Raw genomic sequence first — 25,014 nt, forward strand, 5'->3', positions numbered from 1 at the left:
ACGGCGCCGCGGGCGCGGGTCAGTCGTCGCCGGAGCCGACGTACGCGGCGCATCCGCACGGTGTGCCGTCGTGCCAGCGCCGCTCGTCGACCCAGCCGGTGTCCCAGTCGTCGTCGCGGTACACGCGCTCGTGGCGCCAGCCGGGCCGCCGCCACGTGCAGCCGCCCCGCTCGGGGGGTTCGTGGTGGATCCGCGAGTGCCCGCACAGGCGGCAGCCGGACGCGTGGCCGAAGGGCGCGCGCCGTCCGTCCGCCGCGCGGCGGCCGCCCGGGGGCGCCGGCGCCGGGCGCTCGCGGGGACGGGCGCGGGGCGGGGCGGGGCGCGCCCCGCGCGGCCGGTCGTCCCGCTCCCTGCGCGGGACCAGGTCGGCGGCGTACCTGGCCGCGAAGTACAGCATCAGGACGAGCGGCACGGCGAAGACCGCCAGTGCGACGATCGCCAGGATCGGGCCCACCACGGGAGCTCCTCCGACGGACGGGGCGGGTCTCGATGATCCTGCACGAACGGCGTCGGCGGAAGGCCGCGGCGGTGGCGCCCCCGTGAACTCCTCGCGGCCCCGCGGGTGAAGACCGGCGACCGCGCGACGACTCGCACGGCGACCGCAGCGAGCGGAGCCGCATGATCCACATCCCCCGGGGCACCCGGGAGCCGCCGCCGGACGGCGCCCCGCCCCCCGCCCCGCCCGAGAACGGAGCGGCCGCGCTCGCCGACGGGCGGATCGTCGAGCGGTCGCGCAGCGAGCCGGAGGCGTTCGCGGAGCTGTACGACCGGCACGCGCCGGCCGTCCACCGGTACGTCCGGCGGCGGCTCGGCGAGCAGGCCGCCGAGGACATCGTCGCCGAGACGTTCCTGGCGGCGTTCCGGCAGCGGAACCGCTACGACACGGCCCGCCCGGACGCGCGTCCCTGGCTCTACGGGATCGCCGCGAACCTCGTCGGCAAGCACCGCCGGTCGGAGACGCGGAAGCTGCGCGCGCTCGCCCGGACGGGCGTCGACCCGGTCGCGGACACGGCGACGGAGCGGGTGGACGAGCGGGTGAGCGCGTCGGCGGCGTCGCGGCGGCTCGCGCGGGCGCCGGCGGGGCTGTCCGCGGGCGACCGGGAGGTGCTGCTGCTCGCGGCGTGGGCGGCACGGGACCCGATCCCCGCCGGGACGGTGTTCGGCGACCAGGCTCTGGAGGCGGCGGCCATCGTCGACGAGCCGGGCGTGCGGCCGTGACCCCGCCGCCGCCCGCCCGTGCGGGCGGGCGGCGGCGGGGCGGCGTCAGCGGACGGGCCAGTCGGGGACCTCGGGCGGGAGGTCCCGGGTGACCTTCAGCGGGAACTCGGCGGGGCGCTTCTCCAGGAAGGACGTGACGCCCTCGGCGGCGTCGCCCGCGCCGCCGAGGGCGGCCATCAGGCGGGAGTCGGCGACGTGCGCGTCCCACGGCGACGGCGCGGAGAGGCCGGACCACATCAGCCGGCGGATCGCGGCGACGGAGACCGCCGAGGTGTTCTCGGCGATCTCGCGGGCGAGCGCGTACGCCGCGGGCAGCAGCTCGTCCGCCGGGAGGACGCGCGACACGAGGCGTCCGGCGAGGGCCTCGTCGGCACCGAAGACGCGCCCGGTCGCGGCCCACTCCATCGCCTGCGAGATGCCGACGACGCGGGGCAGGAACCAGCTCGACGCGGCCTCGGTGACGATGCCGCGGCGGGCGAACACGAACCCGAACTTGGCCTTCTCGCCGGCGAGGCGGACGTCCATGGGCAGCGTCATCGTGACGCCGACGCCGACGGCGGCGCCGTTGAACGCGCCGATGACGGGCTTGAGGCAGCGGGCGATGCGCAGCGCGACGGTGCCGCCGCCGTCGCGGGGGGTGCCGTCCTCGAGGAGGTCGTCCCCGGCGAACATCTCCTTCGACCGCTCCTGGTCGAACGTGCCGCCGCCGGTGCTGAGGTCGGCGCCCGCGCAGAACGCCCGGCCCGCGCCCGTCACCACGACCGCGCGGACGGCGTCGTCGGCGTCGATCCGGTCGAACGCGTCGAGCATCTCGTTGCGCATCGTGAACGTGTAGGCGTTCATGTGGTCGGGACGGTTCAGGGTGATCGTGGCGATCCCGTCCGCGACCTCGTACTCGATCTCTTCGTACGGCACTCGCGACCCCTCTCTCGTTTAGAACGCGATTCTAGAGGCGGCCGGTCAGGCGTCCGCCTCCGGGAACAGCGCGACGACGACCTCGCGGCGCCACTCGTCCGGGTCCCTATCGGGCGCGGGCGGGACGGGCGTGAGCGCGCCGCCCGCGGGACGCAGCCGGACGACGACGTCCGGCGCCAGCTCCACCTCCGCGGGGACCTCGGGGGCCGCCGCGACCCGCACGGCGAGCGCGCCGAGGACGCGCGCCCAGCCGTGCCCGAGGTAGGGCGGAAGGCCGGAGACGGTGAGTTCGGGACGGCCCCGGACGGACAGGCCGACGGTGCGCAGCGACAGGCCGTCAGGCCCCTCGGCGCCGGTGATGCGGACCTCGCTCATGCACGAACCGTACGGGGCGCGCGGGCGTGAGACGGGTCACGCCCGGCCGTCCGCACTCCCCAACCGACCATGTAAGCAAGCCTTTGTCCGATATTTTGTTTCATGTGAACTGGGCCGTGACGACGTACGACTCCGCCTTCGGGTACGTCTCCGCGCACGGCGCGCCCCTGGTGGACCTGCTCGACCCGCAGCCCGGCGAGCGGATCATCGACCTCGGGTGCGGCACCGGCATGTTCAGCGCGGAGATCGCCGAGCGGGGCGCCGAGGTGCTCGGCATCGACGGCAGCCCCGAGATGGTCGCGCAGGCCGCCGCCATGCACCCCGGCCTGGCGTTCATCGTCGGGGACGCGCACGACTTCACCGTCGGCGAGTCGTTCGACGCGGTCGCGTCCAACGCGGCCCTGCACTGGATGACCCGCGACCCGGACGCCGTGATCGGGCAGGTGCACGCCGCGCTGCGGCCCGGCGGGCGGTTCGTCGGCGAACTGGGCGGCGCGGGCAACTGCGCCGAGCTCGTCGCCGCGATGCAGACGGCGTGGCGCGTGTTCGGGCTCGGCGAACCCGAACTGCCCTGGTACTTCCCGAGCCCCGCCGAGTACGCGTCCAAGCTGGAGGACGCCGGGTTCACGCTGCGGCTGCTGGAGCACGCCGACCGCCCCACCCGGATGGTCGAGGGCCCCGACGGCGCCGCCGACTGGATCCGCGCCTACGCGGGCCGCGCCCTCGACACCGTCCCGCCCGAGCTGGTCGAACCGCTGCTCACCCGCGTCAACGACCTCGCCGCGCCCGCGCTGCGCCGCGAGTCCGGCTGGGTCGCCGACTACGTGCGGCTCCGGTTCGCGGCCGTCCGCAAGCCGGACGGCGCCCCGCACATCCCCGGCGGCCCGCTGCCGACCGACCCGCCCCTCTGACCTGGGCGAGCACGAACGTAGAGTGTGATCATGCGGCTCTACGACCACCGCACCGGACGGGTGGAGGACCTGCCGCCCGGCCCGCTGCGGATCCACCTGCACGGCGGCGGGGCGCGCGCCCTCGTCACCGCCGACCTGCTGCGCCGGCTCGCCGAGCGGGGCCGCCGCCCCGCCCGGGTCACGCGGGCCCCGGCCGTCGCGCCGGACGGCTGCACGTTCGACGACCTGCGCGTCCCCGACTTCGAGGTCGCCGACGCCGCGCCCGAGGGGGCGCTGCTGATCGGCCCGACGCCCGCGCCCGGGTTCTCGCTCGTCGTGTTCTCCGACGGGCGCGTGCCCGGCGACCCGCTCGCCGTCCGGTTCGCCCTGCTGCGGGCCCGCTACCGCGACCCGGTGCTCGTCGACGTCGCCCGCGCCCGCGACGACCTCGCCCGCTGGCGCTCGCGCGTCGCCGAGTGGGCCACGGCCCCCGGCCGCCCCCTGCACCGCGGCTACGCCGCCGAGGCCGAGGGCGCCCTCGCCGACGACCTCGACGGCCCGCGCGCGCTCGCCGTCCTCGAACGGCTCGCCGCGGACCCGGACGTCCCGCCGGGCGCGAAGCTCGAGACGATCGTCCACCTCGACCTGATCCTCGGTCTCGACCTCGTCTCCGCGATCGGGCGCTAGGTGATCTCGATGAGCGCGCCGTCCGCGAGCAGCGCCGAGACCGGCCGCGCGAACAGGTAGGCGGTGCCGCCGCCCGGCTGGTCGAACCACGGCACGGCCGTCCCCGTCAGCGCCTCCAGCGGGCGCCGCAGCCGGTAGACGTGGTACGGCCGCCGCTCCCAGTCGGGCGGCAGCGACCGCCGCGCGAACGGGGTCCGCGCCGCGTACGTCATGTTGCCGCTGGGCGGGCCGTACCGGTCGACCTCGGTGCCGGCGGCCAGCCGCGTGCGGTGCCGGTCGCGCAGCAGCGTCAGCGGCGGCTCCCCGTCCAGCGGGTCGATCGGCCCGGCGCGGCGCGGCGCCATCAGCAGGCTGCCCAGCAGGTACGCGGCGGCCTGCGCCGGATCGTCGAACGCCGCCGCGCCCTGCCGCTCGCCGCCGTCCGTCCGGTACACCGCCCAGCGGCCGCCGTCGTAGCGCAGGCACCAGGCGCCGTCCGCGTCGCCGCGGATGCGGTACTCGCCGGGGTCGACGCCCAGGTCGTCCAGGCGGGACCGGAGCGTGACCGCCCACTCCTCCTCGACGCGCGTCCCCGGGCCGGGCGCCGGAGCGGGCCGGGCGCCGGCGGGCTCCACGGTCGTGCGCGGCGCGGGCCGGACGTCCGCCGGCTCGACGGTCGTGCGCGGCGGCGCGGACCGCTCGCCCGTCCCGCCGTCCGCGCCGAACGGCGCGTACGGCGCGGTGTCGCCGGGGCGCGGCCCCGGCGACTCCACGACCGTCCGGGGGCTCTGCCCGGTGTCGCGGCCGGTGACCGACGCGCCCGCCGCGTCCATCGCGTCGTCGTCCACCGGCGGCACCCGGAACCCCTGCGCGCGGGCGTGCGCGACCAGGTCGGGCTCCGGCGGCACCCCGTGCTCCCGCAGGTAGTAGCCGACCGCGCCCGACCACACCCACGTCCCGTCGGTGTGGAAGGTCAGCGGGACGCGGTCGCCGCGCGACGGGTCGAGGCGGTCCGGGGCGTAGGAGCGGGCGGCCATCACCAGCGGCGCGCCGCGCAGGTACTCGGCGAGCGGCCCGGCCTCCTGCGGCGGCACCGGCGGGCGGGACACCGCGGGGCGCCCGTCCTCCGGGTCGACCCGGTCGAAGATGCGGGCGCGCCGCAGCCCGCCGGGCGCGCGCCGCTCCGGCTCCTCCGGCGCGGCGACCACCGTCGCGGGGGCGGGCGCGGGCCCGAGCAGCCGCGCCATCCACTCCGGGACGTCCTCGCGCGGGAACCGCTCGAGCTCCCGCCGGACGTCGTCGGCGGACGGCGCGGCGTTCCACTGCGGCTCGTCGTCGAACGTGAACGACGCCCGGCACCGCACGCCGCCGTCCTCGTACAGGACCTCGAAGTCGATCCGCGACCAGGTGGACCCCTGGAACCCGTGCGTCCCGGCGCGGAGCCGGTCCAGGACGCGCGCCGCGGCGGCGGGCGGCGCCCACGTCGACATCGTCCCGTCGGCCTTGTAGCACATCATCGGCGGGAACTCGACGTGCCCGCCGGCCGCCTGGTAGTAGCCGAACACCTTCTGCCACAGCGGCGGCGCCTTGTCGGCGACGAGCACGCTCAGCGGCCCCGACAGCAGCTCCATCTGCTCCATCGGGTTCAGCGGCCCGGCGGCGGGCGCGCCGTCGTCGCCGGACGGCTCGCGGTCGTCCAGCCGGGCCGCCAGCCACGCCGGCATGTGCACGCCCTCGCGCGGCATGACGATCTGGTCGCGCCGCCAGCAGTCCACCGGGATCGGCGGATCCCACTCCGGGTCGAAGTCGTAGTTGTAGAGGGGCCGCGCGCCCTCGGGCTCGACGATCAGCGTCATCGAGAACCAGGTCCCCTGCTCGGACAGGTAGTGGGCGCGGCGCAGGTCCAGCAGCGCGCCGGTCAGCTCCTCCGGGACGCCGTCGGCGGGCGTCACCGTCTTGCCGTCGCCGGTCAGCACGGTCAGCGCCACGTCGCTCACCGCGATCGTCGCGAGGCAGTGCAGGTCGATGCGGCGCCACCCGGGCGGCGCCAGGTCCCGCACCAGCCGGACGACCCGTCCCTCCAGCTCCGCGATGCGATCCTGCTGCTGCGCCACCGGGCAATCCCCCTCGATCTTCTCTCCACGAAGATTAGCCAGGATTACCGGATTGCGACCCCCCGCGGCCTTCGGCAGGCTCGGACGCATGATGACCATGGAAGAGCTGCTCGAGCTGGAAACCCGCAGGGAGCTCCCGGAGTTCGTGCTGTTCTGGGGCGGCCCCCGGCCGAAGGGGCAGCTCAGCCAGTGGCTCCACGCCCCGTTCACGATCGACGGCGTCGAGTACGCCACCGCCGAGCACTACATGATGGCCGAGAAGGCCCGCCTGTTCGGCGACCGGCGGGCCGAGTCCCGCATCCTCGCGAACCCGTCCCCCGCGATCGCGAAGAGCATCGGGCGCGAGGTGCGCGGCTTCGACGAGGAGACGTGGGCCGCGCACCGGTACGGCATCGTCGTCCGTGGCAGCGTGGCGAAGTTCGCCGCCCACGAGCACCTGCGCGAGTACCTGGCGTCCACCCGCGGCAAGGCCCTGGTGGAGGCCAGCCCGGAGGACGTCGTCTGGGGCATCGGGCTCGACGAGCACCACCCCGACGCGCGGCGGCCGTCCCGGTGGAAGGGCACCAACCTGCTCGGCTTCGCGCTGATGGAAGCCCGCGACGCCCTCGCCCGACCTTAAGATCATTTCGAGGGTCCGGCCCTGCGGCCGCACGCATCGAGACGATGAGGAACACGGCGTTGTCCAGTGACGATCTCGCGCCCGGGACGGCGCCGCTGCGGCCGTCCGATCCCGTGGCCATCGGCCCGTACCGGCTGGAGGGGCGCCTCGGGTCCGGCGGGCAGGGCACCGTCTACCGGGGCGTCGGCGACGACGGCCGCCGGACCGCGGTCAAGCTCCTGCACGAGCACCTCATCGTCGACGAGGCCGCCCGGCGCCGGTTCCTCGACGAGGTCGAGATCACCAAGCGGGTGGCGGCGTTCTGCACCGCGCAGGTGCTCCGCACGGGCGTCGAGGACGGCCGGCCCTACATCGTCAGCGAGTTCATCGACGGGCCGTCCCTGCAGGACTCGGTGGCCCGCCGCGGGCCCCGCGCCGGTGCCGCGCTCGAACGCCTCGCCCACAACACCGTCACCGCACTGGCCGCGATCCACCGCGCGGGCGTCGTCCACCGCGACTTCAAGCCCGCGAACGTCCTGCTCGGTCCGGACGGCCCGGTCGTCATCGACTTCGGCATCGCCCGCGCGCTCGACCTCAGCCAGTCCCACGGCAGCGCCGTGATCGGCACCCCCGGCTACACCGCCCCCGAGCACCTGCGCGGCGAGCGGGCCGGGCCCGAGGCCGACATGTTCGCGTGGGGCGCCACGGTCCTCTTCGCGGCCCTCGGCCGCAAGGCGTTCGGCGGGACGAGCGTCGCGACGGTCATGCACGCGGTCCTGCACGAGGAGCCCGACCTGACCGGCCTCGAACCGTCGCTCGCCGAGGTCGTCCGGGTCTGCCTGCACAAGGACCCCGCGCGGCGTCCCACCGCGCACCAGGTCGCCGAACGCCTCCGGGACCTCCCCGGCCCCGTCCGGCATTCCCGCGCCCCGGAGGACACGGCGCGTCCGGACGACGCCGCGACCGAGCGGACCGCGGCGCCGGCGGCCCCCCGGAAGCCGGGCCGCCGGATCGCGGCGGCAGCGGCGGCCGTCGCGGTGATCGCGGGCGCCGCGTACGCGGTCGCCCCGGCCCTGACGGGCGGGGAACCGCCGAGCGCCTCGGAGGACCCGGCCGAGACCGCCCCCGCGAACGCCGCCGCCCCCTCGCCCGCCGCACCGTCGCCCTCGCCGTCACCGAAGCGGTCAGGGAAGACCGCTCCGGCGGCGAAGTCGGACCCGCCGGGGCCGAACAAGACCGGACCGTCCGCCCGGCGTACAACCGGCACGACACCGAGCCGGCCCTTCTCGGGCCCCGACCTTCACTGCGGCTCGTGGCGGTCGGCCGTCCAGGGGTCACCGCTCCAGGTGCGAGTGTGCACGCGCCTGAACGTCGCCGGCGCGTCCGCGACCTTCGGGATGCAGGTCAAGAACACGGGCGCCGAGCAGGTGACCGTGGTCGCGCTGGTCAAGTACCACGACGGTGCGACGAAGAGCTGCCCGCAGCGCTCGTCCCCCTGGCGAGGGATCAGCCTGGCGCCCCGGGGCTCATGGTGGAGCGACATGGGCCAGTGCTCGGTGTCCGGCCTCGAAGGGGTCTCCTTCCAGGGCGCCGCCTGGGCGATGGCGGACCCCGACGGAACGACCGACCCGCAGCTCGGCGCGGCCAAGTACTCGCCGAACATCCACTACAACGCCGACGGCGAACCGCTCTGCCGGACGTCCGAGGGGACATGGCCGCCCTGCTGAGCTCAGGCGCCCTCCTCGACGAAGAAGGCGATCCAGTCGGCGACCATCGCGGGCGCGTCGGCGCCCTCGGCCTCCAGGACGTTCCGGGTCAGGACGCGCGTGCGCCCCGGCCCCTTCTCCCGGACGTCCATCAGCGTCGCGCGCACCCGGACCCGGCGGCCGCTCCGCACCGGACTCAGGAACCGCACCCGGTCGACGCCGTAGTTCAAGCCGGACGCGCCGCCGAAATCCAGTTCGCGCTTGTGGAACGCCACGAGCATCGACAGCAGCAGGAAACCGGAGACCGGCCGCTCCCCGTCCGGATCCCTGTCGGACGGGGAGCGGCCGAGGAACTCCTCGCGCAGCAGCGTCGCGTGCCCGAACGCCTCCTCGTCCGCGGCGTCGAGACGGACCCACTCCGAGCAGAAGAGCTCCCGGCCGACCAGGCCGGGAAGCTCCGCGAGCGAGATGGCCACAGGGGACGCCCTTCCGTGCGGGGCCCGCGTGCGGGCCGTGAAGCACGATCATCGCGCGGGACGCGGTGCGCGGTGCGGGCGCCCCCGCGGCCCGCTCAGCCCCCGGCCAGGCGGGCGGCTTCGGCCAGCAGGTCCGCCTGCCGGCGGCGGTCGGCAGGGAACGGCATCCCGATGACCCGGTGCACGCCGGCCTCCGCCAGCTCCGCGAGGCGCTCGGCCGCCCGCGCGGGACCGCCGGTGAGCAGGCTCTCGCGCGCGGCCTCTTCGCTCATCCCGTACTCGGTCAGCCCCCGCACCTGCGCGTCGATCTCCGGCCCGGGCACGTCCCCCAGGCCGAAGCTGAGGCCGACCGTCACCTTCGGCACGGGCCGTCCGTACTCGGCGGCCAGCGGCGCGATGCGCTCCAGGCCCGCGGCCACCTCGGCGGGCGTCGAGAACGCCGGATACCACTCGTCGGCGAAGCGGGCGACGCGCCGCTCGGGCCCCGCGCCGATCAGCACGGGCGGCATCGGCGCCCCCGGCGACAGCGTCACCTCCGCGCCGTCCACCAGGGTCGGCTTCCCCTCCACGAGGCCCGGCAGGACTTCGAGGGCCGCGTCGGTGCGCCGTCCGCGCTCGGCGAACGGGACCCCGACCGCGCGGAACGCCGCGTCGCCGTGCACCGGTCCGCCGCTGCCGACGCCCAGCAGCACCCGCCCGTCCGACAGGTGCTGCAGGCTCGCGATCTGCTTCGCCGCCCAGGCCGGCTCCCGCAGCGGCAGCACCATGACGCCGAAACCGACGCGGACCCGCCGCGTCACGGCCGCGACGGCGGCCAGGACGAGCGTCGCGTCCAGGAACGGCCGCCCGGCGGGGATCAGGTGGTCGCCGACCCACACCGACTCGAACCCGGCGTCCTCCGCGTGCCTGGCGTGCCCGGCGACCGTCGCGGACGTGTCGACGCCGTGGCTCGGCAGGTTCAGCCCGATCTTCATCGCCGCACCTCCAGCAGCGTCTTGCCGACGGTCCCGCGCGACTCGATCGCCGCGTGCGCGCCCGCCGCGTCCGCCAAGGGGAAGCGCCGCCCGATCAGCGGACGCACCGCACCGCGCGCCGCGTCGGCGAGGACCCTCTCGGTGCACGCCCGCACCTCCTCCGGCGTCGGCGCGAGCTCAACGAGCGTCACGCCGCGCGCGGCGGCGTCCTCCTCCGCGATACCGGCCCACTCGCCGCTCGCGAGGCCGAACGACACCATCCGTCCGCCGTCGCCCAGGAGCGTGAACGCCTCCCGGGCGATGCCGCCGCCGACGCCGTCGAACACGACACCGACCGCGCCGGCGCCCGCCGTCCAGCCGGGCTCGCGGTAGTCGACCACCTCGTCGGCGCCGACCCGGCGCGCGACGTCCGCCTTGCGCGGCCCGCCGACCGCCGCGACGACGACCGCCCCCGCCGCCTTCGCGAGCTGCACGAGAAGCGTGCCGACGCCCCCGGCCGCCGCCTCGACCAGGACGCGCTCGCCGGGACGCGGCGGGGCGGCGCGCAGCAGCATCGCGGCCGTGCGGCCGTCCGCCAGCAGCGCGACCGCGTCGTCCAGGCCCAGCCCGTCCGGCACCTCGAACACCCCCGCCGCGTCCACGGCCGCCAGCTCGGCGTAGCCGCCGGACCCGCCCGTGGCGCTCACCACGCGCCGTCCGACCAGCGCGGGATCGGCGCCCGCCCCGACCGCCGTCACGATCCCCCCGACCCCGTTCCCGGGGACCACGGGCGGCTCCGCGCCGAACGGGGACGGACCGCCCGCCCGCATCTGCGTCTCAACGAACGTGATGTTCGCGAACTCGACCTCGACGAGCGCCTGCCCGTCCCCCGGCACCGGATCGGGCGCCTCACCCGCGACGAGCACCTCCGGCCCGCCGAACTCCGTCAACCACACCGCACGCATACCGCCTCCACTGGCCGCACTACCGAAAACCGCACAACACGGGCAGCATGCAACCTCAACCAGACTTGACCTCAAGCCCGCGCACCGGCGAAGGAGGGAACCCGGCGTGATGCCACGCCCCCGTCGCCTGCCCGTACCGACCACTCCCGCCACACGGGGGACGCAGGGCTGACGAATCCCTTTTCCGCCCCCGGCCGCATCTGTAAGCTTTCGCCGTACTCCGCCCCGCTGCCGGACGACGAACAGGGATGGCGATGCGCGCCCCGTTGGTACGTTCCCCCGCCCGGACGGTCCGCCGTGCGGCCCCGGCGCCGACGGCGCGCACGTCGTCCGCGTGCGCGACCGCGCTCGTCCTCGTGCTCGCGGGCTGCGGAACGTCCGGCACCTCCGGCGGCGACCTCGACCCGACCGGCACCTTCGCCACCGGCCCCGCGTCCGCCCCGACCCGCGCCGCGCCCGCCCCCTCCGCCGTCCCGACCGCCCGGCTGTACAAGACCGTCCTCGACCGGTACCGCGAGTACCAGAAGGTCTACAAGCAGGCGTACGAGAAGAACGACCCGTCCCGCCTCGCGTCCGTCGCCCTGGACCCGCTCCTCACGCAGGTCACCGACGACATCGAGGCGACCCGGGCCGAAGGCGAGATCTGGCGGTTCACGAACACCCACAACCCCCGCGTCTACGCCAAGTCGACCGACAGCACCAAGGTGTACGTCATCGACTGCATCCGGACCCTCGCCGGCTACCGCTACTCGGCCACCACCGGCGAACGCCTCGGCGGCGGCCCCGGCGACGCGTACCTCTACCGCTCGACCGTCCAGTGGGACTCCGGAACCTGGAAGGTCGCCGCGTCCGTCCGGGACCGCGCATGCTGACCCCCCGCGCCGTCCCGCCCCGCTCCGCCACCACCACCGCCACGTCCGACGAAGGACACGCGATGCCTCGAACTCCATCCCTGCACCGTCGGCGCCGCACCGCCACGACCGTCCTCACCGCCACCGTCCTCGCTACCCCGCTCGTCACCGCCCTTCCGGCACATGCCGCGCCATGCCAGAAAGTCGGGGGGGAAATGAGCTGTGCCGAGGGAGTTACGGAGGGCGGCTCCTCTGGCGGAGGGAACTCCTCAGGAGGCGGTGGATCCGGCGGTGGGGGTTCTGCACTCCCTCCGCCGCATGAGGGCTTGACCGATGACCAGGCAACAGGCTTCGTGCCTGTGGACGCGGGAGCCCCACCGCCTGTAGCGGCGGCGCCTGCGACTTGGGAACTCGTGCAGAGAGCCATGGACGCAACTGCGTTCCCGGTACCAAGGGTTCACACAGCGCCGGCCGACAAGACCTACGTGCGGACTGAGACATCACTCTGGGTTGACGGGTTCGAGGTCGTACAGACCGAACCCATCACTGTGGGTGACCAGACGGTTCAGGCGACCGCCACGCCGATTTCGGTGACCTGGGACCTCGGCGAGAAGGAACTCGTCTGCGACAACGGCGGCAGCGAGAACGGCGCTACCTGCACCTACACGTATCAACGCGCCTCGGCCGGTCGGCCCGGCGGTGCCTACAGGATCACGGCGACGATTGCGTGGAACGTCTCTTGGACGTGTGAGGGATCCGACTGCGACGCGGCCGGTGGGAGCCTCGGCCAGCAGAGCATGACCTCGGTTCCAACACCGCTCGTCGTAGGCGAGATTCAGACGAACACAGGACACTGATGCCCCACGGTCGGAGCCTGCCGGGATACGTCGAGGTCGCCAAGCTGGGCGAGGGTGCCCAAGGCCGCGTCGTCCTCGCTCGGCACGAGTCCGGTGGCGTTCCCGTCGCCGTAAAGTACCTGGCCACCGAACTGCTCACGGATGCCGCGGCAAAGGACACCTTTCGCAGCGAGGCCGAAGCTCTTAGGCGAGTGGCCGATGAGCATGTGGCGCGTTTGTTTTACTTCGTGGAATGGCAGGACGGCGCCGCGATCATTATGGAGGCGGTTCCCGGCCGATCGCTTCGCCGCGTTCTCGACGAACGCGATGCGCCACTCCAGCCCGAAGCCGCCCTTACGGCGCTGAAGGGGTCGCTTCTCGGTCTGGCGGCGGCTCACGAGGCCGGTGTAGTCCACCGCGACTATAAGCCGGCGAATGTGCTCGTGCAGGACAACGGCCGGAGCAAACTGATCGACTTCGGCATCGCCGTCCTCACCGGCCAGGGGGACAAGAGCGGCACACCCGCGTACATGGCGCCGGAACAGTGGAACGGCGACCCCGCTACTCCGGCCACCGACCTTTATGCGGCTACGTGCGTGTTCGTCGAATGCATCACCGGCAGGAAGCCGTTCGAAGCGACGACGATCGACGAACTGCGCACCAAGCACATCAGCACCCGGCCGCCACTAGACCGCGTTCCCAAGGAGTTGCACCGTCTGGTCGAGCGCGGCATGGCGAAAAATCCGTCCGAGCGGATGTGGAGCGCGGTCGAGTTCGTGCGGGAGCTCGAGGAGACTGCCGCCCGGGCGTACGGTCCCGAGTGGGAACGACGAGGACTCATCGCCCTCGGCGCGTTGGCGGCGCTCGTCGGAACGGCCGTCCCGCTGGCCATGTTCAGCACCGCCCTCCTCGCTCCAGGCGTATCCGGACTGGGCGCAGGCTCGGGAGCCGCCGCCTCGGGCGTGGCCGGTCAGGCGGTCTCGGGAACCGGATACGTTCAGGGAGCCGCAACGGCGGATGTCGTCACCAAGGCCGCCGGGTCCACCTCTAAGGGATTCTTGTCCAAGCTGGGTGGGGGCAAGGGCGTAGCAGGCATAGGGACGGCGGGCGCGGGAGCCGTCGTCGCGGGGTGGCTGTTCTGGCCGTCGCCGCCGGACGCCGGAGGAGTAAGCCATGGCGCAGTGCATGGGTACTTCACGAAACCTGGAGTTCTCGTCGGCTCACCGAACATGCCCGCATCCGAGACCCCTTGGATGGATTTGAAGCTGTCGGCGACACCGGCTAGGGCTGAACCCGGTTCACGAGTCAAATTCATCCTGCACTTCCGCGCCCGCACACCCTGGGGCGGTGTTTACCTGCCCAACGGGCAGCGACAGTGCTACGGGGAGAACTCGAATCGTCCAGACGTGGAGCGCGAATACTCCTTTGGTTTCGGCGGCGGTTACGTGGCGCACGACCAAAACGAAAAATCGGCTATCTTAGCCCTCTACCCCTCACCGCCGGCGCATCGCGATGATCCACCCAAGGATGCGAACGCCATCATCCTACGCGCATCAAGAAAAATGACTGGCGAGGCACAGCCATATGTCATGGCGCAGTGCGCCTTCATGAGCAGGTGGACAGAGACCCGGATCGTCACACTACCCGGGCCGAAGACACTCCCGCCGGGTAAGTACCTCGTCGCCCCTGCTGTGCCGCCCCGACTGGGCGAGACCTTTCTCGAAGGGGAGCCGATTTCGCCGGAATCGGCTGGGGCAATCACGGAGGGGCGGTTGCCGGTGTTGGAGGTGTTGGAGGACAGCTGAGGCGGCGAGGCGCCCGAGGCATCGGGAGGCCGCTGCTATGATCGCCGCCATCGCGCGGGGCCGCGGCACGTCGCTCAGGATCATCGCCGGACGGATCGGCGATCCGCTCTTTTCCCCCGTCTCCCCCGCGCCGCGGCTCGTCGCCGACAATCGCATAGGAGACCGGCCGCCCGGTGGTCCGGTGCGCGGCGCCCGCCGGGTCCGCGGTGGTCTCCGTCCGTCGCACGTCCAGAGTTAGGTTCTCGTGTTGCTCTCCCCTAGGTTCGGCCGTCGTCCTGAGGCAGGCTCGGTGTGGGCGGCCGTGCGGGGGAACCGGCTGTTCTCGGTGGTGCTGCTCGCCGGGGTGCTGCTCCGGGTGACGACGATGCTCGGGTTTCCGCCGGCGCTCTGGTTCAACGACAGTTACGACTTCCTGCGGATCGCGAACGATCCGTTCCCGCACCAGTTGCGGCCGTCCGGGTACGGGTTGTTCCTGTGGTCGCTGAAGCCGTTCCACAGCCTGGCGCTCGTGACGTTCCTGCAGCATGCGGCGGTCGTGGGGATCGCGGTGCTGGGGTACCGGATGCTGGTCCGGGACTTCGGGGTGCGGCGGCACTGGGCGGCGCTGGCGGTGGCGCCGGTCCTGCTGGACGCCTTCCAGATCGAGCTCGAGCATCTGCTGCTGTCAGACACGCTGTTCACGGTCCTGGTGTTCGGGGCGATGCTGCTGATGGCGCGGCCGGGGGCGGCGGGGTGGCGGCGGGCCGCCGTGGTGGGGGCGCTGCTGGGGCTGGCGTCGGTGACCCGGACGGTCGGGGTACCGCTGTTCGTGATCGTGGTGGTGTTCCTGCTGCTGCGGCGGACGCGGTGGACGGCGGTCGCGGCGCTCGGCGCGGCGTTCGTCCTGCCGCTCGGAAGCTACGCGGCGTGGTACGGGTCGGAGCACGGCCGGGTCGGGATGAGCGGCGTGGACGGGATCTTCCTGTGGGGGCGGACGGCGGCGTTCGCCGACTGCGACGCGCACCGGCCGCCGCCGGACCTGGCGCGGCTGTGCCCGTACGGGGCGCCGGACGACCGGCCGGCGTCGTCGCACCAGATCTGGGAGGCGAACTCGCCGACCGGGTGGACGGACGGGGAGCCGTTCCCGGCGGAGACGAACGCGCTGGCGCAGCGGTTCGCGGTGTGGGCGATCATGAACCAGCCGTTCGACTACGCGCGGGTGGTGGCGTACGACTTCTTCGTGCGGACGTTCGCGTGGGAGCGGGACCGGTACCCGACGGTGGGGACGGAGGCGCGGTACCACTTCCCGACGGAGCCGCGGGCGCACCAGGACCTGCCGGTGATCGGCGGCGGGTACCGGACGGAGGTCGTGCGGGAGTACGCGCACGGGTCCGGGGAGACGCGGATCGTGGGCCCGTACGCGGACGTCATGCGCTGGTACCAGGAGCACGTGCGGGTGCCGGGGACGGTGCTCGGCGCGGTGCTGCTGGCGGGCGCGGCGGGGCTGCTGCGGCGGCGGGCGCGCCCGCGGACGTTCCTGTTCTGGGCGTCGGCGGTGACGCTGCTGGCGGTGCCGCCGATCACGGTCGACTTCGACTACCGGTACATGCTGCCCGCGATGCCGTTCGCGTGCTTCGCGGCGGCGGTGGCGTGGGGACGCGGGCGTCCGGCGGGGCCGACGCAGCGGGACGGGGAGCCGGACGAGCCGGGGACGGCGCGCGCCCGGGACACCGAACCGGCCCGCACCTGAGTACTTGTACGGATATCGCGGACGGTTCCGACCTGCGAGCGTGACGGTGTGCGCCGATTCCTGCTCTTCTCCCTGCCGCCGCTGCTCGCCGTGACGTCCTGCGGGTTCGCGGGCGGGTCGGGCGAGGGCCGGGCGGCCGACGACGCCCGCGCGACGGCCCGGGGGGTCGCGGCGGAGCTGTACGACGCCGCGGACCGGCCCGCGCAGGACATCGGGCATCTCGCGGACGACATCGACGGCGTCGAGGTGCTGCGGGTGCGGCCGGACGGGCGGACCGGCGCGACGATCGTGGTCCGGGTGCCCGGGACGGGGCGGGAGGCGTGGCCGCACGATCAGCAGACCGTCACCGTCCGGCGCTGCTTCGAGCTGCGGCTCACCGAGCGGACCGAGTGGCGGGAGGAACCGGCGGGCGTCGACTGCCCGGCGGGCGCGCCGCTGACGTTCGCGCCGTGGCCGGAGGATCCCGACATCCCGTCCGTGGAGGAGATCGGGAAGGCGCTGCCGCGCGTGCCGGCCGGCGGCACGGTGGACGAGGCGGAGGTGCGGGAGGCCGTCGCGTCCCTCGGCCTCGACCCGCGGATCGAGGTGCGGGTGGGGACGGTCCCGACGGTGGACGGCGTCGTCGGCGTCGTCCTGACCGTCAAGCCGTACTTCGGTGACGCGCTCGACTGCACGGTCGCCCGCGTCGCGCCCGGCGGGACGAAAGTGTGGGTGCCGCCGCGCATCCAGCGGATGCCCGGCGAGGCGGGCTGCGACCTGGGCAACGCCGTCTCCCCGCTCCCCCCGCCCCACTGACCCCGGACATCCGCGCGGGTCAGCCGCGGCCGTCCGCCCCGAACCAGGTCCCCGGGTGGTCGTCGGTACCGATCGGCCGCCCCCGACCGTCCCCGGCGCGTTCGCCGATCGCGAGTCCGAGGAGTTCGAGGGCCCGGGGCCGGTGCGGCGCGTGGGTGAGGTCGGCGCGTCCGTCCGTCCAGTGGGCGGTGAGGGCGTGCAGGACGCCGTCCGCGGCGAGCCCGTCGGCGAGGCGGACGAGCGGGCCCACCGGAGGCTCGGGCCCGGCGCCGCCCACGACGAAGGTCAGCGTCTCCTTGACGCCGCCCGCCGCCCGCGTCACACGCTGGGTGCCGACGAAGGCGCGTCCGGGCCCCGCGACGACGAGGAAGGTCCCCCGTGGCGCGCGGCGGCGGCAGAGGTCGGTGAGCATCGCCCGGTCCCAGGCCCGCAGGGCGGGCTCGCTCGTCCCCCAGCAGCGCGGCGCGGTGCCCGCGAGGGTCTCGCCGATCGTCTCGGCGGTGCGGCCGAGCTCCAGCGCCGCCGTGGCGCGGTGCACGACGCTCACCGTGAGCACCAGGTGGTGCCCGTCCGTCCGTTCGTGGGCCTCGTAGGCGGCGGGCGGCGCGCCGGGCACGGGGGCGAACATCGAACCGTCCCAGTCCAGCGGCTCGCCGGTGAGCCCGTCGTAATACCCGGCGTCGCCCGGCTCCTGCACGACCCACCGCGCGCCGGTCCCGTCGAGCGCGGTCCGCAGCGGCGGGGTGATCCGGGAGTCGTGCGGCGTCAGCAGGTGGAACGCTGGACGGTCAGTGGTCGCGATGGCGTCGAGCAGCCAGGACGACAGCGGCACCAGCGGCCGATTCTGAACGACGACCACGGCCGCATCGGTGCGGGTGTCCACGGCCGGATGGACGGTCAACACGCCTCCCGCGGCGACCACACCCGACCACCGAGCCGCCGCACCAGTTCGTCCGCGAGCCGGTGGGCCGCCGCCGCGTCACCGTCGGCGCCGGACGCCCGGATCTCCGTCCACCAGTAGGGCACGCGGAGCCCTTCGTCCGCCCGGGGGCCGAGGAGTCGCCGCACGTCGTCGGCGACGTCCACGCGGCGTGCGTCCTCGATGCCCAGCACCGGACGGTCGCCGTCGTAGAGGCGCAGGACGGCACCGCCGCTATCCGGCCGGACCCGCAGCCCAGGCCCCGCGCCGACCAGCCCGCCGACGACGTCCGCGACGTCCGGCGGCACGGGCAGTAGAACGACCAGGTCATAGGTCATCGCGCCACGGATCCCGTCCACGGACCGTACGTTGACAAAGCGTCACGCCCCCTGTCACCAATTCTGTGGACGATCACTGCGCAGGGCCTGAATAATACCGTTCGCCCCGCATCCGACGCTGTCCCCCCGAGCCGAGGAGCACAGTGAAGTTCGACCTGGTCGATACGCCGCATTTTTCGCCCTCGACCGCCCAAGATGATCAGCCGCCGACCTTGCGGGACCTGACCGCGGAGCTTTCCGCCGGCGTCGAAAAGGCCGCAGACCAACTCGACGCGGCCCTCGGCGAACTGGCTGCGCTGACCTTTCGGCACACACGTCCGGAATCGGCCACCGCCCCTCCTCCGGACGACTTCCGGCCCGCCCGGTTCAGTGGCGACAGGAAGCGGGAGACTCCGGCATGACGGCCTGGGACATCGACCCCGGCGGCGTGTGGGCCGCGCTCGCCCCCATCAAGGAGCACGTGCTCGGCGCCGACGGACTGGCGGGACGGTTCACGTCGCTCGCCGGGCACATCGACCAGGCCGACGCGGCGGCGGACAGCATGCCCGTCAATAGCGCGCTCACCGCGTTCGTCGCCACCTACAAACCCGTGCTGACCGGAATGGCCGCCAAGGCGACCGGCTGCGTCAAGGGAGCGACCACCGCCACCAGGGCGTACGTCGACGGTGACCTGGAGATGGCTCGGGAGGCGCAGCGCAACGCCGCGAAGGCCCCCGCACCGCGGATCGGCCGGTGAGCCCGACCGCGGTCGACCCGGCCGCGATCGCCGCCCGGATCCCCACCCCCGACCTCGCCGGACTGGAGACCGCCGCCCGCGCCATCAAGAAGGACGGGGCCGCGATCGCCGCAACCGGGCACCGGATCGCCGCGGCATGGAGCGGCCTGCGCGACGCCTACCGGGCACCGGAGGCCGGCGAGCTGCTCGCCGCGATCCGTCCCGTCCCCGCCGCGGGCGACGACGCCGAACGGGCCCTGACGGTCGTCGGCGACGCCCTGCTGACGTTCGTCGCCGAAGCGCGCGCGGCGATCGAGCGGCTCCGCCGCCTGCAACTGGAGGCGGCGGCGTTCCGCGACGAGATCGCGGGCGACGACGACTGGACCCACGACGGGCGGCTCACCGAGAAGAACGACATCCTGATCGGCGCGGTCGCCCACGCCCTCGCCGAATACCAGGGCGCCGAACGCGACTGCGCCAACCGGATCTCCTCGACGTTCGGCGGCGCCCGCTACGTACCCGCGGGCACTCCCGCTCGTCCGGACTGGGTCGTCTACGGGGCCGACGAGCACAACCTGCCCGACGCCGCCGAAACGCCCTGGGGGACCCCCGGCGAGGACACCTACTGGTGGGAGGACGTCGGCGCGGGTTTCGGGACGTTCTTCGGTGGCCTGCTCGACACCTTCACCGACCTCACCGGCCTGACCGACACCGAGAACGGCGCCGCGTTCGGCGCCGGGCTCGGCGATATCGCGGGCAACCTCCGCGACAACTGGACCGACCTGGCCGCCGGCCTCGGCACCGCCGGGCTCGCCCTCTCGGGCATCAAGGGCAAGGACGGCTGGATCGTCGACGGCGACGGCGTCCACCCGAAGCGCTTCGTGACCAACCGGCTCGACGCCAAAGCGTCGCTCATCGATGCGATGGTTCCCTGGCGGGAATGGGACGACCGCCCCGGCTACGTCCTCTCCTTGGGCGGGCTGAACGCCGCCTCGCTGCTGCTCGAGGGCGGCGGCCTCCTCAAGGTGTTCGGCAAGGGCGGTGCTCTGCGGCACCTTGACGGCCCGATCCCCCACGCCGACCTCCCCGACACCGACCTGCCCGCCCCCGCCCGCGCACCCACGGCGTCCGAACTGCAAAAGCTGATCGACGACCTGGAGCTCGACGAACGGGAACTCGCCTACGTCAGGCACGACCTCGGCGCCCCGGACCGCCCCGGAACCGCCCCCGCCGCGCCCGAAGTCCCGGCCCCGCGCCCTGCCCCGGCCCCGTCCCGGACGGCCGAGACCGGCGCGACCGACCACCCCATGCGCGCACCGGACGACACCCCCGCACCACACGACCTCCCCACCGCCCCCGAACGCCCGGACGACGGCGAGCCCGGCCCGGCGGCACCGGCCAAGCCCGAGGGGAGCGAGTCCGGCGCTCCGAGCACGGATGACATACCGGGCCGAGGAGACGCGAACGAAAGCCCGTCCGCGTCATTCCCCTCTCTGAGTCCCGAGCAGCTCGCGGACCTGCGACGCACCGAGCAGCGCGCACGGCGCATCGCGGCGGAACACGGTGTGGACGTCGAATTCACCGGTTACCCGATCGACCCCCGCAACGCCGAGGGGCTGGCCGAGGCCCTGGAGGGCGCGGCCAGGGACTACCCTTCGGTCTTCCGTGACATGGAGGTCGTGCGGGTAAAGAGCCTCGACGATCTGCGAGTCTATCACCCGAGCGCGGGGACGAACCTCATGGGCTACTCAATCAATAACCGGAAGGGACCCGGGCCACAGGGACTCTACTTCAACGGGGAGAATTTCGTTGACCAGGAATTGTCAAATGCCATCGCGATCGAGCGAGCGAAAGAAGGATGGGCCGTCCCCGGTGGACTCACAGCCGAGGGAACCTTTTACCATGAGTTCGGCCATCAGCTCGGAAACCGGATTCTCACCGATCCGCGACTGACGGGCGAGTTGCGCGACGAGTTGAAGAAGATCGGCGTGTCCGTGGACCCGGACTCTCTTCACCCCGCCATCCCCTTCGGCAGGCGGGCCATCGAAGACGGGATGGGCGTGTACGGCTCGCAGAATCCGAGCGAAATGCTCGCCGAAGGGTTCGCCGAGTGGCGAATGACGTCCAATCCGAGACCCATCGCAGCGGTCATCGGCGAGTTCATCGACAAGCACTTCAAGGGGGAGCGATGACGACGATCATACCACCGGCGAGCATCTGCAGTTCCTGCACCCGACTGAAGACCATGCCGGATCCAGAATACATCTATGAACCTCGCCACACTTTCGACACGGGAACGACCTATTATTGCAAGGCTTTTCCAGATGGCATTCCCTGGGATATTCGATGGGGTGAGCGCGACCACCGTCTCCCATATCCAGGCGACCAGGGAGTTCGCTACGAATTGCACCCCGGCAAAGAGGTTCTTCTCGCTGGCTATGAGCGGGATGTGTCGGCCGCGCAGCGCAATCGGGATGTCGGCGAGAGCTCCGAGAGCTGGCTGCGGGAGATGGCGGACCTCAAGCGCCGCCGGCTCGGTGTCCTGCACGCGGTGATGGACGCGGCGCGGGTGGTGATCCCCGCGCGCGAGGACGGGTCGCCCGCGGACTACGACCTGGACGACTTCCGCTGGCTTGCCCTGACGACCGGGGACGCCTGGACCGATTGGGACGAGCCCGAGGGTTTCGTGTCCTGGCGCCCGACGACGCTCGAAGAACTCACCCGTCCCGACCTTTCCGGTGTCTTCCTCTACGTCGGTCGAGGCGAACCGCTTCTCCCGACCGACGACATCGCCGCGATCGACCTTCCTCTCTACCGGGCGGTCCGTGCCGGACGCCCCGCGGCCGAGGTCCTGACCCGGCTCCGTAACGCGACCGTGTATCTCGCCCCCGAGGACGGCGGCGGCGTCTTCACTTCACCGCTGGCGCTGCAGGCGGCGACCGGGCATGCGGCCTGGCGGAGTGTGGGCGGGGTCGAAGTTTCGGCAGCCGTGGGTGCTGAGTTCGTCCTGGATCCGGGTCATCCGCACGAGATGGCGCTTCGGGTCTAAGTGCTTTCGGGGATGGGCGGGGGGAGTTCACTGAGCTGCCTGAGTTCCTTTCGGGGGCTTGTTAGATTGAAGGAAACGAGAGGATCCCCCCTTGAACCAACTGGTGCGCTGGGAGACGTCCAACGGGAGCGTCGTCGTCGAGATGGACGATGACGAGCCGGGTTTCGAGTCGGTGTCGCGGAGCGACGGGATCCTGCGGGACGCGGGCGCCAAGTTCGAGGACGCCCTGCACAGCGTGCGGGACGCGGCCGAGTCGGCGCTCGCGACGCTGCGGAACGGGGATCTGAGGCCGGACGTCCTGGAGTTGGAGTTCGGCGTCAAGTTGAACGCGGAGGCGGGCGCCGTCATCGCGAAGACGTCCGTCGAGGGGCAGCTCAAGGTCCGGATGACGTGGGGACGGACGGACGACGCGGTGCCCCCGGGAGACGACGACGAGGGGGCGTAGCCGCCGTGGCGGACGTGGAGTGGCGCGCCTGGGTCGGGGACGCGGCCGGCGAGAAGCTCGGCGCGGCGTTCCTGGTCACCCGGACGCGGCTGCTGACCTGCGCGCACACGGTGCACGGGCGGGACGAGGCGCGGGTCGGGTTCCCCGGGTTCGCGGAGGGGCTGCCGGTGAAGGTCGTCCGGTGCGGCGACTGGGCGCGCGCCGGGGATCCGGGTGATGTCGCGCTCCTCGAGCTGGCCGAGCCGGTCCCGCTGGAGCCGGCGGCGTTCGCCGACCCGGTGCGGCTGCGCACGGACGGGACGTCCGGGCGCCGGTTCGGCGTGTGCGGGTTCCCGCGGCGCCGCGACGCGGGCGAGCGGCACGCGACCGTGACGACGGATCCGGGCTGGTCGATGCAGCGGGAGTGGTGGGAGATCCGCACCGGTGCGGGCGACGTCCTCGAGGAGGGGTACAGCGGCTCGGCGGTCTGCGACACGGCGTCGGGCGAGGTCATCGGCATGGTGACGAACGCCGAGCGGAGGAGCGGCGCCGACCGGGGGTGGATGCTGCCGATCACCCGGATCCGTCGCTACTGGGAGGAACTGGACGATCTGCTGCCGCTGCCGTGGCTGACCGCGCCCGCCCGCCGGGAGCTGCGGGACGTGCTCGCGGGGGTGCCGTGCGGGGAGGCGCTGCGGGCCGATCTGGCCGGGGTGGCGGGGCGCCCGCCGGTGGAGGCGTTCCGGTCGGCGTGGGACGCGGTCCGGTTCGTCGCGGAGGGCTGGCCGGAGGACCGGCTGGCCCGGTTCCTCGGGCTGCTCGGCGGGCGGCTGGCCGAGCCCCGGCGGCGCGCGCTCGGCGCCTGGACGTCCCGGCACCTTCCGGCGTCCCCGCCCCCGGACGGGACGGCGCCCGCGTCGGTCATCGTGCGGCTGGAGCGGCAGGCGTTCGACTTCGACCTGACCGTGCAGACCTGGGCGGACGGGGCCGTCGGGGCGTCCCGCCATGTCGCGGGGGTCCCGGAGAAGGGCGTGCGGCGCGCGGTCGAGGCGGCCGTGGCGGAGGTGGCGCCCGCGCTGTTCGGCCGCGAATGGATGATCGAGTTCGCGGTGCCGGAGGGCTGGCTGGGCAAGCCGTTCGAGGAGTGGCACCTCGACTCCGGCAAGAACATCAGGATGCGCCGGTATCCGGTGGTGGTGCGGGACGTGGAGCGGCTGCGGCCCGACTCGTTCCGCCGCGACCAGGCGCACCACCGGTGGCGGGTGCTGGCCGAGCGGGGGCGGGCCGAGCCGGAGCCGGTCGCGTGCGACACGCCGCGCAGGGGCAGCCACTTCGAGGACCGGCTCGAGGCGAACCCGCACTACTGCGTGCTCGTCTACGGGACGCGGCCGGTGAAGCCGTGGCTGACCGCCGCGCTGAACAACGGCATCCCGGTGATGCTGTGGCCGCGGACGGCCTGCGACGACGCGTCGCACGACGGCTGCCGGGGGCACCGGCTCTCCGGCGACCTCGCGTCGGCCGTCCGCGGGCGGCCTCCCGGCGACCTGCCGCGCGTCGCGCTGGAACTGCGCCGGAAGGCGCTCGTCGCGCCGAAGGGCGAGCCGCACTGCGGCCGCGACCTGACGATGCTGTGGGACGACCCGTCCCGGCTCCCCGACCCGCCGCTCGCGATGGAGGCATAGTGCCCGACTGGCTGCTGTACACCGGGAGCCGCGAACCGCACGACGGCATCGACCGGCTGCCCGATCCGCCGCCGTGGCGCGCGTTCGGCGGCGGCCCCGTCGTCCCGGTCCCGGACGGCGGCTCCGGCAACGCGCACCAGGCGACGACGTACCGTCCGTCGGACGACGCGGTGCAGCAGGTGAACGCGGCGCTGTACCTGCGCCGCCCGCTGCTGGTGACGGGCCCGCCCGGCACCGGCAAGTCGACGCTGGCGTACGCGGTGGCGCACGAGCTCGGTCTCGGGCCCGTCCTGCACTGGCCCATCACGTCGCGGACGACGCTGCGCGACGGGCTGTACCAGTACGACCCGCTGACCCGGCTGTACGCGGCGAGCCGCGTCCCGTCGGACGACGACATCGGCCGCTTCATCCGGCTCGGCCCGCTCGGCACCGCCCTGCTGCCGTACGGGCGTCCGCGGGTGCTGCTGGTCGACGAGATCGACAAGAGCGACATCGACCTGCCGAACGACCTCCTCACAATCTTCGAGAAGGGCGAGTACGAGATCCCCGAGCTGGCCCGGCGCGCCGCCCCGGACGCCGAGGTGATGACGGCCGACGGCTCGACCGTCGCGATCGGCCGCGGGGCCGTCCGGTGCCGCGCGTTCCCGTTCGTGGTGCTGACCAGCAACGGCGAGCGGGAGTTCCCGCCCGCGTTCCTGCGCCGCTGCGTCACCGTCGAGCTGCGGCAGCCCGCGGGCGAGGCCGAGCTCGCGGCGATCGTCCGCGAGCATCTGGGGCCGCTCGCCGACCGCAGCGACGACCTCGTGCGGCGGTTCCTCGAACGGTCGTCGGCCGGGACCCTCGCGACGGACCAGCTCCTCAACGCCGTCTACCTGTGCCGGCACGCCGACGGGGAGGACCGGCGGGCGCTCGCCGACCGCATCATGCCGTACCTGACGGCGCCGATGGACGATGAGTGACATCGAGCGGCTGCGCGCCGTCCTCGCCGCGACGGG

The 25,014-nt window shown here is 73.7% G+C and carries 26 protein-coding genes; 17 read left to right on the forward strand and 9 right to left on the reverse strand.

Annotated features, from left to right (window positions below; translation table 11 throughout):
- Positions 1-19: 19 nt before the first annotated feature.
- On the reverse strand, positions 20-457 hold the full coding sequence (locus H505_RS0106625) for a hypothetical protein (RefSeq protein WP_026401362.1): 438 nt from the start codon (positions 455-457) through the stop codon (positions 20-22).
- Positions 458-618: 161 nt separating this feature from the next.
- Between H505_RS0106625 and H505_RS40150 the strand changes: the two genes are divergently transcribed.
- On the forward strand, positions 619-1,218 hold the full coding sequence (locus tag H505_RS40150; RefSeq protein WP_064743507.1) for an RNA polymerase sigma factor: 600 nt from the start codon (positions 619-621) through the stop codon (positions 1,216-1,218).
- A 45-nt stretch (positions 1,219-1,263) separates the two neighbouring features.
- Here the strand turns inward: H505_RS40150 and H505_RS0106635 are convergent, their stop codons facing one another.
- Both H505_RS0106635 and H505_RS0106640 read right to left on the reverse strand, forming a co-directional pair.
- A complete protein-coding gene (locus tag H505_RS0106635) occupies positions 1,264-2,133 on the reverse strand; it encodes a crotonase/enoyl-CoA hydratase family protein (protein WP_026401363.1) in 870 nt (289 codons plus the stop codon).
- A gap of 45 nt (positions 2,134-2,178) precedes the next feature.
- Complete coding sequence (locus tag H505_RS0106640) at positions 2,179-2,508, reverse strand: hypothetical protein (protein ID WP_026401364.1); 330 nt, start codon at positions 2,506-2,508, stop codon at positions 2,179-2,181.
- Positions 2,509-2,612: 104 nt separating this feature from the next.
- Between H505_RS0106640 and H505_RS0106645 the strand changes: the two genes are divergently transcribed.
- Together H505_RS0106645 and H505_RS47335 are read left to right on the forward strand one after the other, a co-directional pair.
- Positions 2,613-3,419 carry a class I SAM-dependent methyltransferase gene (locus H505_RS0106645; protein WP_026401365.1) on the forward strand — a complete coding sequence of 269 codons (807 nt, stop codon included), beginning with the start codon at positions 2,613-2,615 and terminating at the stop codon, positions 3,417-3,419.
- Positions 3,420-3,449: 30 nt separating this feature from the next.
- Positions 3,450-4,085, forward strand: coding sequence for a hypothetical protein (locus H505_RS47335; RefSeq protein ID WP_157432922.1), 636 nt, complete (start codon positions 3,450-3,452; stop codon positions 4,083-4,085).
- Here the strand turns inward: H505_RS47335 and H505_RS51470 are convergent.
- Positions 4,082-6,178, reverse strand: coding sequence for a TNT domain-containing protein (locus tag H505_RS51470; protein ID WP_064743509.1), 2,097 nt, complete (start codon positions 6,176-6,178; stop codon positions 4,082-4,084). The two genes, H505_RS47335 and H505_RS51470, sit on opposite strands and share 4 nt — an antisense overlap.
- Positions 6,179-6,266: 88 nt before the next feature.
- Between H505_RS51470 and H505_RS0106660 the strand changes: the two genes are divergently transcribed.
- Both H505_RS0106660 and H505_RS47340 read left to right on the forward strand, forming a co-directional pair.
- Positions 6,267-6,797 (forward strand): NADAR domain-containing protein, encoded by a 531-nt coding sequence (locus H505_RS0106660; RefSeq protein WP_034516868.1) that lies wholly within the window; start codon positions 6,267-6,269, stop codon positions 6,795-6,797.
- 59 nt (positions 6,798-6,856) lie between these two features.
- A complete protein-coding gene (locus tag H505_RS47340) occupies positions 6,857-8,503 on the forward strand; it encodes a serine/threonine-protein kinase (RefSeq protein ID WP_051300350.1) in 1,647 nt (548 codons plus the stop codon).
- Positions 8,504-8,505: 2 nt separating this feature from the next.
- Here H505_RS47340 and H505_RS0106670 read toward each other — a convergent pair whose 3' ends face one another.
- From H505_RS0106670 to H505_RS0106680, 3 genes are all read right to left on the reverse strand, one after another.
- Complete coding sequence (locus H505_RS0106670) at positions 8,506-8,958, reverse strand: hotdog family protein (protein ID WP_026401368.1); 453 nt, start codon at positions 8,956-8,958, stop codon at positions 8,506-8,508.
- A gap of 95 nt (positions 8,959-9,053) precedes the next feature.
- Complete coding sequence (locus tag H505_RS0106675) at positions 9,054-9,932, reverse strand: LLM class flavin-dependent oxidoreductase (RefSeq protein WP_026401369.1); 879 nt, start codon at positions 9,930-9,932, stop codon at positions 9,054-9,056.
- Positions 9,929-10,876 carry a zinc-binding dehydrogenase gene (locus H505_RS0106680; protein WP_026401370.1) on the reverse strand — a complete coding sequence of 316 codons (948 nt, stop codon included), beginning with the start codon at positions 10,874-10,876 and terminating at the stop codon, positions 9,929-9,931. The genes H505_RS0106675 and H505_RS0106680 overlap by 4 nt, the downstream gene beginning before the upstream one ends.
- 254 nt (positions 10,877-11,130) lie before the next feature.
- Here H505_RS0106680 and H505_RS0106685 point away from each other — a divergent pair, with 254 nt between their 5' ends.
- The 5 genes from H505_RS0106685 (at position 11,131) to H505_RS0106705 (ending at position 16,892) form a co-directional block, all read left to right on the forward strand.
- Positions 11,131-11,748, forward strand: coding sequence for a hypothetical protein (locus tag H505_RS0106685; protein ID WP_157432923.1), 618 nt, complete (start codon positions 11,131-11,133; stop codon positions 11,746-11,748).
- 305 nt (positions 11,749-12,053) lie between these two features.
- Complete coding sequence (locus H505_RS0106690) at positions 12,054-12,584, forward strand: hypothetical protein (protein ID WP_157432924.1); 531 nt, start codon at positions 12,054-12,056, stop codon at positions 12,582-12,584.
- Positions 12,584-14,368, forward strand: a complete 1,785-nt coding sequence (locus tag H505_RS47345; protein WP_051300352.1) for a serine/threonine-protein kinase — start codon at positions 12,584-12,586, stop codon at positions 14,366-14,368. The genes H505_RS0106690 and H505_RS47345 overlap by 1 nt, the downstream gene beginning before the upstream one ends.
- Positions 14,369-14,657: 289 nt before the next feature.
- Entirely contained in the window at positions 14,658-16,097 is a 1,440-nt protein-coding gene (locus tag H505_RS40170; RefSeq protein ID WP_051300353.1) for a hypothetical protein, read from the forward strand.
- A gap of 48 nt (positions 16,098-16,145) precedes the next feature.
- Entirely contained in the window at positions 16,146-16,892 is a 747-nt protein-coding gene (locus H505_RS0106705) for a hypothetical protein (RefSeq protein WP_026401373.1), read from the forward strand.
- Between the two features lie 19 nt (positions 16,893-16,911).
- Here H505_RS0106705 and H505_RS40175 read toward each other — a convergent pair whose 3' ends face one another.
- Positions 16,912-17,793, reverse strand: coding sequence for a DUF6177 family protein (locus tag H505_RS40175; protein WP_157432925.1), 882 nt, complete (start codon positions 17,791-17,793; stop codon positions 16,912-16,914).
- Positions 17,790-18,170, reverse strand: coding sequence for a hypothetical protein (locus tag H505_RS40180; protein ID WP_034516870.1), 381 nt, complete (start codon positions 18,168-18,170; stop codon positions 17,790-17,792). Before H505_RS40180 ends, H505_RS40175 begins: the two co-directional genes overlap by 4 nt.
- A 122-nt stretch (positions 18,171-18,292) precedes the next feature.
- Here H505_RS40180 and H505_RS0106715 point away from each other — a divergent pair, with 122 nt between their 5' ends.
- The 7 genes from H505_RS0106715 to H505_RS0106745 all read left to right on the forward strand — a co-directional run bounded on the left by H505_RS0106715 (position 18,293) and on the right by H505_RS0106745 (position 24,978).
- Complete coding sequence (locus H505_RS0106715) at positions 18,293-18,550, forward strand: hypothetical protein (RefSeq protein WP_026401374.1); 258 nt, start codon at positions 18,293-18,295, stop codon at positions 18,548-18,550.
- Positions 18,547-18,885 (forward strand): DUF6507 family protein, encoded by a 339-nt coding sequence (locus tag H505_RS0106720; RefSeq protein ID WP_026401375.1) that lies wholly within the window; start codon positions 18,547-18,549, stop codon positions 18,883-18,885. The genes H505_RS0106715 and H505_RS0106720 overlap by 4 nt, the downstream gene beginning before the upstream one ends.
- Positions 18,882-21,056 (forward strand): hypothetical protein, encoded by a 2,175-nt coding sequence (locus H505_RS0106725; protein WP_026401376.1) that lies wholly within the window; start codon positions 18,882-18,884, stop codon positions 21,054-21,056. The genes H505_RS0106720 and H505_RS0106725 overlap by 4 nt, the downstream gene beginning before the upstream one ends.
- The gene (locus H505_RS0106730; protein WP_157432926.1) at positions 21,053-21,913 is read left to right on the forward strand and encodes a hypothetical protein; all 861 of its coding nucleotides are present in this window, start codon (positions 21,053-21,055) and stop codon (positions 21,911-21,913) included. Before H505_RS0106725 ends, H505_RS0106730 begins: the two co-directional genes overlap by 4 nt.
- 91 nt (positions 21,914-22,004) lie before the next feature.
- Positions 22,005-22,358, forward strand: coding sequence for a CU044_2847 family protein (locus tag H505_RS40185; protein ID WP_034516871.1), 354 nt, complete (start codon positions 22,005-22,007; stop codon positions 22,356-22,358).
- Between the two features lie 5 nt (positions 22,359-22,363).
- Entirely contained in the window at positions 22,364-24,019 is a 1,656-nt protein-coding gene (locus H505_RS0106740; protein ID WP_026401378.1) for a VMAP-C domain-containing protein, read from the forward strand.
- On the forward strand, positions 24,019-24,978 hold the full coding sequence (locus tag H505_RS0106745; protein ID WP_026401379.1) for an AAA family ATPase: 960 nt from the start codon (positions 24,019-24,021) through the stop codon (positions 24,976-24,978). The genes H505_RS0106740 and H505_RS0106745 overlap by 1 nt, the downstream gene beginning before the upstream one ends.
- Positions 24,979-25,014: the final 36 nt, after the last annotated feature.

Origin of the sequence: Actinomadura rifamycini DSM 43936 (assembly GCF_000425065.1) — a bacterium.
In the GTDB taxonomy this organism is placed as follows: Bacteria; Actinomycetota; Actinomycetes; order Streptosporangiales; family Streptosporangiaceae; genus Spirillospora; species Spirillospora rifamycini.